5 protein-coding genes are annotated in these 6,172 nt (G+C 33.1%); 4 read left to right on the forward strand and 1 reads right to left on the reverse strand.

The window, feature by feature from the left end; genetic code table 11:
* Nucleotides 1–12 precede the first annotated feature (12 nt).
* Complete coding sequence (locus K412_RS0115655; RefSeq protein WP_024833979.1) at nucleotides 13–1,233, reverse strand: D-alanyl-D-alanine carboxypeptidase family protein; 1,221 nt, start codon at nucleotides 1,231–1,233, stop codon at nucleotides 13–15.
* 241 nt (nucleotides 1,234–1,474) lie between these two features.
* Between K412_RS0115655 and K412_RS0115660 the strand changes: the two genes are divergently transcribed.
* The 4 genes from K412_RS0115660 to K412_RS22580 are packed head-to-tail and all read left to right on the forward strand — an operon-like array spanning nucleotide 1,475 to nucleotide 5,661.
* Nucleotides 1,475–3,208 carry a spore germination protein gene (locus tag K412_RS0115660; protein ID WP_024833980.1) on the forward strand — a complete coding sequence of 578 codons (1,734 nt, stop codon included), beginning with the start codon at nucleotides 1,475–1,477 and terminating at the stop codon, nucleotides 3,206–3,208.
* A complete protein-coding gene (locus K412_RS0115665) occupies nucleotides 3,198–4,301 on the forward strand; it encodes a GerAB/ArcD/ProY family transporter (protein ID WP_024833981.1) in 1,104 nt (367 codons plus the stop codon). Before K412_RS0115660 ends, K412_RS0115665 begins: the two co-directional genes overlap by 11 nt.
* Entirely contained in the window at nucleotides 4,294–5,475 is a 1,182-nt protein-coding gene (locus K412_RS0115670; RefSeq protein ID WP_024833982.1) for a Ger(x)C family spore germination protein, read from the forward strand. The genes K412_RS0115665 and K412_RS0115670 overlap by 8 nt, the downstream gene beginning before the upstream one ends.
* A gap of 21 nt (nucleotides 5,476–5,496) precedes the next feature.
* Nucleotides 5,497–5,661 (forward strand): hypothetical protein, encoded by a 165-nt coding sequence (locus K412_RS22580; protein WP_173585622.1) that lies wholly within the window; start codon nucleotides 5,497–5,499, stop codon nucleotides 5,659–5,661.
* The last annotated feature ends 511 nt before the right edge of the window (nucleotides 5,662–6,172 follow it).

Here is a 6,172-nt window from a genome sequence, read left to right on the forward strand (position 1 = left end):
ATAAGAACCCTGCTACTGCTGGGTTCTTGTTTTTTTGGCTCTAAACATAAACTTTATTATATTGTTTATTATTAGAATAAGTTCAATGACTACAAGAATACCTACGATTATCACCAAATCCCTGTTTTCTGTGACAATATCTTTTATTTTTGTTTTGTAATCCTCAGGGGCTGATACAGTCTTGTCCGAATATAAATTAACTTCTATTACAGTATTATCATTAAGTGTGTATTTTAGGACACCTGCAATAGTTTCGGTATTAATCGGAAGATGCAACTTTTCATTTTGTATAAAGCTTATATCTTTAATAAAGCTGTCTCCAACCGGATAGGTGTAATAAACATCTATTTTACTTATCAAATCAATCTTAATGTTATCCACTTCTATACTTCTTTGGGGGATATTTTTTGGAACTAGTACTCCCGTATAAAACTTGGAAAACCCGTAATCAAAAAGTTTTGTAGTCTCGGAAAAAGCATTTTCTTTACTGGTGTTGAATACTACAGCAATAAGTCGTTTATCATTTTGAGAAGCAGTAGTAACCACAGAAAAACTCTGAGGGTTTGTATTTGTACCTAATTTTCCGCCATCAACACCTTTATAACTCCAAAAAAGGGTATTTTGGTTTGTTAAAATGGAAGAATTGTTCCCATTAAGCCAGCCAAAACCTTTAGCACCAAATATCATATTAAATGTATTATTTGATATTGCTGCTTTTATAAGTAAAGCAATATCATTGGCAGAAGTATATTGCTCTTTATCAAAAAGACCTGTTGGATTTACAAAATATGTATCTTTTAAAGATAACTCTTTAGCTTTTGTGTTCATATAGTTGACAAATTTTTGGATATCACCATCACCTACATATTCGGCAAGGGCTACAGCTGCGTCATTTCCCTGTGAAAGAATTACGGCATAAAGTAAATCCTCAACAGTATACTGATTTCCTACCACAAGATTGAGCCCATTATAGCTGGCGGCATTTTTACTGATTGTAACCTTTGCATTTAAATCTGTTTTTTCAATGGTAACAAGAGCAGTCATAAGTTTACACATAACCGAAGGTGATAAATGCTTATAAGCATTTTTTTCAAAAAGAACTTGTCCCCTTACGGTATCCATTAGGACTACAGAGCTGGAAGTTAGGCCTTCAGCTGGCGCCCATGCAAAAACCGGAATACAATTCAATATTAGAATTAGTGCCACTATAACTGAAATTATTTTTTTGCCCATAAACTTCACCTGCCGAAAGTAATTATTTCATTTGTTAGTATAGTATATATGATAGAACATAGGGACTCAATTAACAAGGTAAAAATCAATAAACTAAGGTTAAAAATTGGTTACAGATTTGACAATAAATATCAAAGTTACTTAACCCATATAAATAATGCATATAAGTAACCATAAAATAAAATAATACATATAAACTTAAACTAAACCTAGGCAAAATTTATGTAAAAGGAGCTTTAAATTGGGATTTGTAAAGAAATTAAGTAAATACATTATATATGACCAAAAAAGTATAAAACATGACTTTGAACTAGAGGAAACAAAATCGGTTGACTGTAACAAGGCAAAAAATGCTGCCTCTATGGACACCTTTGATAGTAAAGAGTTCAAGAATTATTTTGATGAATGCCCTGTTAACGATGAATATCTTGAAGAGCACATATCAGATGAAATAGAAAATAATAAAAGCATGATGAAAAAAATATATAATATTCCTGAAAACAGTGATGTTGTGTACAGAGAGTTCAATATAACAGTCCAAGATGAGAATTATCAAGCTTTTATAGTATTCATCGACGGAATGACTGACAGCAGTATTATAAGTAATAATATCCTTCAGCCATTAATGATTTTATCAAATATAGATATTAAGCAAGAGGTAAAGGATGTAGGAGAGTTTATCTTCAATAGACTGATACCTTTTAATCAGGTAAAAAAAGCCAAAGATTTTAAAGATGTTGTAAGTAATATCAATTTTGGCGGTTGCGCTGTATTTATTGATGGGTTGGAATACGCATATACAGCCGATACTAAAAAATGGGAACACAGGAATGTGGGCGAGCCCAATTCTGAAACTGTAATAAGAGGTCCTCAGGAGGCTTTTAACGAGCAAATAAGAGCAAATACAGCCCTTTTAAGGAAAATTTTAAAGGACAAAGACTTGACTATCAAGGGCCTTACTATAGGTAAGAGAAGTAATACTCCTTGTGCTGTTATGTATATTCGTGATATTGCAAATGAATCCCTTGTACGTGAGGTGCTAAAGCGGGTCAAAAGTATAAAGGTTGATTATATATTTGATTCTGGAGAATTAGAGCAACTATTGGAAGACAGCACTTTCCTAACAGCACCACAGATATTAGCAACGGAAAGACCTGATACTGTTGCAAGGATGCTAGCCCAAGGCAACATAGCTGTTGTATTGGATGGTAGTCCATATGTACTTGTTATGCCTGCAACAATAACAGAATACTTAAGCACTCCTGAAGATTTAAACATAAGATTTCCATATGTTAATTTTGTACGTATGATAAGAATAATAGGTGTTATCATAGCACTTTTACTACCTGGACTGTATATAGCTATAACAAATTACCATCAGGAAATGATTCCCACTAATCTTTTATTTGCTATAGAAGCGTCAAGGGAAATCGTTCCCTTTCCAACTGTTATTGAAATAATATTAATGGAATTTTCATTTGAGTTGATTAGAGAAGCAGGAATTAGAGTTCCGGGTGCTATCGGCTCTACAATAGGTATTGTAGGAGGTTTGATTTTAGGACAGGCAGCAGTTTCAGCTAATCTTGTAAGCCCGATACTAATAATAGTAGTAGCTATTACTGCTCTTGGCTCTTTTTCAATACCAAGCTTTTCCATGTCCTTTTCTATAAGAATAATTAGATTTGCTTATATAATATTGGGGTCTGTAGGGGGATTTTTCGGAATAGCAGTAGGTCTACTCTTAAACTCTCTGCTCCTTGCATCATCAAAATCATTTGGAGTACCTTTCCTTGCACCATTCGGGCCAATTACAAATGGAAAATATTCAGACAAAGTAATGAGAAAGCCTATGTGGAAACAGGAGAAAAGGCCTGACTATCTGAATACAAAGGATATTATCAAGCAACCTAAAATAAGCAGAGGTTGGACTCAAAGTGATGAAATTGAGGAAGGAGATGAGGATAATGAGCAATAATGAGGGATTTGGTTCTTGGGAGTCTATCTGTTTACTGATAAACATGATTTTTGTCCAAGGAATATTGCATTTTCCAAAAGATGCTGCAGGTATGGTGGGGAGTGCCGGATGGATTATACCTATAGCAATAACAATAATAGCCTATATATATTTTGCAATAGCTACTGGATTCTATAGACAACATGGAAATTTAGATTTACTTGAAATATCAGAAAAGTCTGTAGGAAGAATATTTAAAATAATTGTAGGGCTATTAGCAGCATTATTGTTAGTATTTCTTGAAGTATCTCTTTTGGGGGAATATGCCCACTCACTAAAAATTGTATCACTTGACAAATCCCCGTTAGCTTATATTCTCATTTTTTTTCTTTTGGGGATGATTGCGGCAGCATATTATGGAATAGAAATTGTGGCACGTATAAGTGCCTTTATAGTACCCACATGCATAGTAGGATTTATTTTAATAACAATAGGAGTTATCCCGGAATATAATATTGACAATTTGTTTCCTATTTTAGGAAACGGTGTTGATTCAATAATTAACGGAAGCACTGTCAGTTTGCATATATTTTCACCACTGCTTTTAATATTTTTTATGATACCGTATTTTAAAAGAAGGAATTTAAAGCGTGTTGGCTATTTATCAATAACTATATCTGGTTTAATCATATTTTGGTCAACACTATCATTTTTGTTGATTTACCCCTATGAAATGGCAGTTGACAAAAAGATGCCTATATATCAGATGGCAAGACTAATTGAAATTGGAAATTATATTCAAAGAGTGGAATCAGTGTTTGTTTTGATATTTTCGTTATCATCCATATTATACATGGGTGCTTTGTTTACTTTTATAACACATATAATTGCTAAAACTCTTGATTTGGACAGACATCAGCCAATTATATTACCTACCGCAGTAATAATATACTGTATGACATTTTTTAAAAAGGGGCTTCCGTTTCACATACAAGGTAGTCAAATAGCAAATATACTGTGGATTCTAGCACTTTTGCTGCCACTTATCGTACTGATTATAGGTTCTATAAAAAAAGCAGATTCTGAAAAAGAAGGAAGGCAAGACTATGAGTAGAATAGCCAAACTCTTTAATATCATGTTATGTACAACTATAATTATGTTAACTCTGACGGGATGTTATGATACCAGAGAAATTGAGGACTTAGCTTATGTAGTAGCAATCGGAATAGATGAAGCTGATAATAATATGTTTAATCTTACATTTCAGAGTGCTGTACCAAAATCAATAACAACCGGCGAAGGTGAAACTACAGACATAAGAACCTTCAAGACGGATAATTTTCTTTCGGGTTTTAGAAAAACAGGAAGGTATTTAAGTAAAAAAATAAATTTGTCCCATACAAAAATAATTGTAGTTTCTGAACAAATAGCAAACAGAGGATTACTTCCTTTTTTAAATGGATTACAAAACTACATGGAGCTTCGTCCTAATGTAAATATTATTGTTTCTGCAAATGGAGCAAAAAACTATATAGAATCCCTGCAGTCTAAACTTACAGCAAGTCCTACCAAGTTTTATGATATGATGTTTAAATCCTATCAGACTGATTTTCGTGTTCCCAGTTCTCAGTTGGGGGATTATCTTTACAGAACACATAGCTCAGGTGCCCAACCTGTAACCATATATACAGATGTGGACAATAGCGTTATTGACAGTAAAAAGCCTGAAACAGACAAACCTGAAGGCGAGGAAGATAAGGCTAAGAAGAATATGTCCATAAAGGGCTTAGCTGTATTTAATGGCGACAAAATGAGAGGAAGTTTAGATTCAACGGAAACTTCCATATATGCATTAATGACAGGGTCTATAGATAATATAAAACTTGAGGTTAAAGACCCTCTGGACGAAAGATATAGAATATTATGCAATGTAAGGAAAGATAAAACCTCCAAAATAAGTGTACAGATGCAAGGGGATAAGCCACAAATAAATATAGACCTGAATCTTCATGCAGATATAGAAGCTGTTCAAAGCAATATAGATTACTCTAATCCTTCTAAAATACAGAAAGTTCAAAAGGAATATGAGGATTATATAAAAAAAGAAATGAACAGTCTCCTTAATAAAGTGTCATATGAGTACAAAAGCGATATTTTTGGTTTTGGACAGATAGCAAAGAAAAATTATATGTATATATCTCAGTGGGAAAAAGTCAAATGGCACGATATTTTTCCTAAAGCTGTTTATAAGGTAAGAGTTAACGTTACAGTATCTGGCCAGCAATAAATAAAATTGGGAGTGGATAAAATGGTAGGTAATATCATTATAGTAATATTCTTAGTTTGGATTTGTATATACTCATTCAGCTTCGGAGTATATACATGGAAAAAAAGTAACTGGTTCGGCGGACTGGTAGTAATTTTGTTGTCTTTAGCATCGCTACTGGTTCCAGCGGTAATGATGTTTTTGTAAATATAAATTACTAATAATTGTTATAGGAATAAGCGTTGACACACCCAAAATACTATGTTAACATAAGTGAACAGTTTTGGAAGACAAAAGGTTACCAAAACTCAAATAGAAATGTATTGACACAAAGTTAATGACATGCTAATATAGTCAAGCTGTTGAGAACGGCAATGTTTAAAAAGTTTAAGGTAGTGGAGTACTAAAACTGAAAGTAAAAAAAGTGTTGACAACAAGATAACAAAGTGTTAATATAATTAAGCTGATTGCGGCAAGCAAACAGCACAACCTTACAAAGCAGTCGTAAGAAGGCTTTATGGACTTTGAAAAGTAAACAGTGATAAACATGTAAAGGAACTCGAAAAATTCCGAAATCGTTTTTATGATTTCAAAATTGAGTAACTTGCGAACTTTACAACCTGGTTTTTGGAACAAAAACTAGAAAAAGTCAGCAATTTTAAATGAGCTAACAAGCTTGTCAAATGAGTTAATTGCGTAGCAGATTTATCTGCGAAAC

It is taken from the genome of Ruminiclostridium josui JCM 17888 (genome assembly GCF_000526495.1).
GTDB classification, from domain to species: domain Bacteria; phylum Bacillota; class Clostridia; order Acetivibrionales; family DSM-1351; genus Ruminiclostridium; species Ruminiclostridium josui.

Excerpts from the sequence above, each read along its gene's own strand:
- K412_RS0115655 (WP_024833979.1), bottom strand. The coding sequence starts at position 1,233 with ATGGGCAAAAAAATAATTTCAGTTATAGTGGCACTAATTCTAATATTG.
- K412_RS0115670 (WP_024833982.1), top strand. The coding sequence starts at position 4,294 with ATGAGTAGAATAGCCAAACTCTTTAATATCATGTTATGTACAACTATA.
- K412_RS22580 (WP_173585622.1), top strand. The coding sequence starts at position 5,497 with ATGGTAGGTAATATCATTATAGTAATATTCTTAGTTTGGATTTGTATA.
- K412_RS0115665 (WP_024833981.1), top strand. The coding sequence starts at position 3,198 with ATGAGCAATAATGAGGGATTTGGTTCTTGGGAGTCTATCTGTTTACTG.